4 protein-coding genes are annotated in these 3,914 nt (G+C 64.7%); all 4 read right to left on the bottom strand.

Annotation, left to right across the window (positions count from 1 at the left end):
- On the bottom strand, window positions 1-360 hold a 360-nt coding region (locus NP3_RS34525), incomplete at its 3' end, for an aldehyde dehydrogenase family protein (protein ID WP_157124744.1).
- 109 nt (window positions 361-469) lie between these two features.
- Window positions 470-2,080 (bottom strand): acyl-CoA synthetase, encoded by a 1,611-nt coding sequence (locus NP3_RS34530; RefSeq protein WP_063045928.1) that lies wholly within the window; start codon window positions 2,078-2,080, stop codon window positions 470-472.
- A gap of 12 nt (window positions 2,081-2,092) precedes the next feature.
- Window positions 2,093-3,337 (bottom strand): hypothetical protein, encoded by a 1,245-nt coding sequence (locus NP3_RS34535; RefSeq protein ID WP_063045929.1) that lies wholly within the window; start codon window positions 3,335-3,337, stop codon window positions 2,093-2,095.
- Complete coding sequence (locus NP3_RS34540; protein ID WP_063824988.1) at window positions 3,331-3,882, bottom strand: nuclear transport factor 2 family protein; 552 nt, start codon at window positions 3,880-3,882, stop codon at window positions 3,331-3,333. Before NP3_RS34540 ends, NP3_RS34535 begins: the two co-directional genes overlap by 7 nt.
- Window positions 3,883-3,914 lie beyond the last annotated feature (32 nt).

A 3,914-nucleotide genomic window follows, 5' to 3' on the forward strand; every position in this document is an offset into this window, starting at 1 on the left:
GGATTCCTCGAAGGCCATGCGGCGGGTCTTACCGCAGCCGATCTGGATCAGGTCGGCGATGGTTTCGTATTCGGCGAGAATCAGGTCGTGTGCGCGTGCGAAGACCGCCAGCCGACGCCGCAGCGGCCAGGCGGCCCATTCCTGCTGGGCCGCTCGGGCGGTCGCGTAGGCGGCGGCGACGTCCTCGGGGGTCGACTGAGGTAGTTCACCGACCGCGGCCCCGGTGTAGACCTCGACCATCGAATACGGATCGGCGGTGCCGGAGGCCGCCACCATTGCGGTCAGCCTGCCGATCAGCGCTTCGGTGATCCGGGCGGGCAGCGCCGGTGCGGAATCCTTCGTGGCTTCGGTTGTATTCATCGGACCTTCTCCGTGCTGACGGCAGATGCTCTCGAATTAGAACACGTTCTCATCCTGACTGTCAGGGGCTTGATACGGATGACCTGGTCGAATGCATGCCGAGACATGGTCAATCCGCCTGATGATCCGGTGCGCGGCTCGCCGCGTACTCCCGCGCCCAGCGGTAATCGGGCTTCCCGCTCGGGGCGCGCGTGACGACCTCGGCCAGCCAGATCTGCTTGGGCACCTTGTACCCCGCGAGATGCTTGCGCACATGGCGCTCGAGCGCGGCGAAATCCACCGGCCCGGCGCCCGCGACCGATACGACCGCCGCCACCTGCTGGCCCCAGCGCTCGTGCGGGAGCCCGATCACCACCGCGTCGTAGACGGCTTCGTGCGCCTTCACCACGCTCTCGACCTCTTCGACGAAGACCTTCTCGCCGCCGGTATTGACGACCATATTGCCGCGGCCGATCAGGGTCACCGAGCCGTCCGGCTCGACCCTGGCGCGATCGTCGGTCACCACGATCCGGGCGCCGTCGACTGTTTTGAACAGCCGCTCGGTCTTCTCCGGATCTTTGTAGTAGCCGATCGGCACCGCACCGGTCTTGGCGAGCCAGCCCTCGGAACCGGGTTCGACCTGCCTTCCCGCATCATCGACCACGATCGCGCCGCGCCCGCTGTGCACGCGTGGACCGCGGCCGGGATTGTCGTCCTTCTGTGCGAAACCGATACCGCCGAAACCGGTTTCGGAGGACCCGATGGAATCGGAGACGACCGTCGACGGAAACAGTTCCAGTAGTGCGTTTTTCACCGGTTGGGACAGCAGCGCGGCACCGGAGCCGATGGCGACGAGCGAGGACGCGTCGACCGGGGCGGCACGGTAGGCATCGATCAGCGGACGGGCCATGGCATCGCCGGTGATCACCATGATTTGCGGGCGATGTTGTTCGACCACCTGCCACACCCGCCGCGCATCGAATTTGGGCTCGAAGATCACGGCATTGCCGGACCACAGGGCGGTGAAGGACGGCATCATCGCGGCGGCGTGGATGAGCGGCGGGAGGACGAACCAGGTGCTCGGTTCGCCCTGTGCGCCGACCCGGGACTGCTGATATTCGTCGGAAACCGGTTCGTTCGTGTAGAAGTCGATACCGCCGCCGAGCACTCGCCACATATCCTCTTGCCGCCACATGACGCCCTTGGGTCGGCCGGTGGTGCCGCCGGTGTACATCATGAACAGGTCGTCGGGGCTGCGGTCGGTCGCACGGCGGTCGGGGGAGCCCGAGAGTAGGGCCTGCTCATACGAGGCGGATGCTGCCGGGGGGATGGTGTCGGCAAGTGGCCGGGAGTCGACGATCAGCACCCGGATCGACGGCGTGTCGGCGAGTGCTTCCAGTGCGTCGTCTGCGTATTTCTTGTGGCACACAAGCACTTCGAGGTCGGCATTGTCGTAGAGGTAGCGCAGTTCCTCGACGCCGTACCGATAGTTGATATTGATCGGGACTGCCCGCAGCTTGAAGCAGGCAATGAGGGTGGTCATGGTTTCGATGCCGTTGTGCATCTGGAAGCCCACGTGCGTACCGGGGCCGACGCCGATCGAGCCGAGATGATCGACGAGGCGATTCGCGCGGGCGTCGAGTTCGGCGAGGGTGAGTGCGCGATCGCCCTCTATCAGCGCGGTGCGCTCCGGCATCGCGTCGACCGCATGCTCGAAGAGGTCGGCGAAATTGTGGGACATGGCAATTCACTCTCAGCGAATGACGGTGAGCGGCAGCGGTATGCCGCGGTCGGTGAAGGTGAAGGCGGCGCCGGTGCTGATCCGGGTGATGGCCACCTCGGTCGCCTCCTTGAACGGCGCTGCGGCGAGAACTATCTCAGCGGTCCAGCCGTGCTCGTCGGAAGTGGTCGAGTGCACGTCGAACCGTGGATTCACGCCACGGGCCATTGCCGCCAGCGGTGCAAGATGGTCGGGATCGATCATCGATGGCCAGGTGCGGTCGGTATTGGCATCACTGTGCCGTGGCACTCGCAGACGCACCGCATCGTCAGTGACGGATACGTCGATGCCGGTGTACGGCAAGGGATTCCATGCCGGATGAAGGAGCAGTACCTCGGCCAGCGCGGCCGGATCATCGCCGAGGCCGAGTGCGTTGCGAATCCGCTCGGAGGTGAGTCCGGCGATGCCGGTGAATTGTTTGCGGCCGATATCCGTTGCGGCGTCGGCGGACCGAGTACGCACGGCGGTCATGAAGCCGATGGTGAGCAGATGGTGTTGCAGGCAGACCTCGTCGGCCATGCGCACCAGCGCGGATTTGGAGAAGTCGGTGAAGCGCAGGTCGCTGAGCAGCGGGCCCGCGTAATCGCTTTGGCCCGGATCGTCCTTGTCGATCGGGGACAGTTCCAGCAGTGCGGCTCGAGAGTTGGCCACCACCCGGGCATTCGGCGGTGTGGGCGGTGGGATATGTGCCTCGTCGATGACGACGGTCCACGCGCACACCGGCTTTCGGTCCGCCGGATGACGCGGCGGCCGGTGGATCGGCCGGACCTGTGCATGCGGATTGGTGGCGAGAGCGGTCGCGTCGAAGGTCGGATCCTCGATGTCGTGGCACATGGAAACCACGAACTCCTCGCCGAGCGGCTCCACATCCGCCAGCGCGCCACAGTGGTCCAGCCAGAATTCGCCGTGGTCGCGATCGTCGACGCGAAACCGGAAGTCCATGAACTGCGGCGGCGCACCGATATCGAGTTGCAGGCCCTTGAAGATCGTCGGCACGTCATCGCCCTCGAAATCGAGCGCGCGGCGCATCCGGCGGGTATAGACCGGACTGGCGAGCTGCCATTCCTCGATGGCGACCGCCGCCATGCCCTCCCGCCCGAATGCCCCGATGGAATGCGCCATTCCGGACCGGTCGATCAGGTGACCGCACAGCAGCAGTTCGGGCACCAGCGTCGCCAGCTGGGCCCGCGACAACCGATCGAAGCTCGAAATCACCACAGTGGAACCGGTGCTTCGCCGATCCGATACCAGCCCGGCAGTGTCTTTCCGGAGACCGACCGTTGGATGCGCTTCTGCATCCCTGCCGTCAGTGCGTTGTTCTGGATCATCTCCACGAACAACTGCGAAACATTGCCGAAGTCGAAAAAGTCACGCTGCCAAGACCATTGGTAGTTGCCGCCGTAGCGGAACCAGCTGCCGCCGATGCCCTCCGGACTGTAGTTGCGACCGTCGGATCGCTTGTTATCGCTGATCTGCTTCCAGAAGCCGATGACATCGCCGCTGCGCTCATCGGTGACGAACTGTTGGTAGGGATAGGACCAGCCCTCCAGCCCCTCCATCTCCTGGCCGAGTGCGAGTTCTCGGATCTCGGCCCGTCCCACTGCCATGAATTCCTGGGTCGGACCATAATTCCAGCCGTAGGTGGCGTCCTCGGTGTACATCTCGGCGAGCGGCTTCCAATCGCCCTTTTCCTCGCAGCGCTGATTCTCCAGCACCCAGCGCCGGACCATCTCGTCGAGTTCGGCGCGGTCGAAATCTGGCATTACCGTGTTCCTTTCGCGGCTGTGTCTACCCG

Source organism: Nocardia pseudovaccinii NBRC 100343 (genome assembly GCF_001613225.1).
GTDB lineage: Bacteria > Actinomycetota > Actinomycetes > Mycobacteriales > Mycobacteriaceae > Nocardia > Nocardia pseudovaccinii.

Bases quoted from the DNA above. Each gene is read 5' to 3' on its own strand.
- NP3_RS34530 (WP_063045928.1), bottom strand. From the start codon at position 2,080: ATGTCCCACAATTTCGCCGACCTCTTCGAGCATGCGGTCGACGCGATG.
- NP3_RS34540 (WP_063824988.1), bottom strand. From the start codon at position 3,882: ATGCCAGATTTCGACCGCGCCGAACTCGACGAGATGGTCCGGCGCTGG.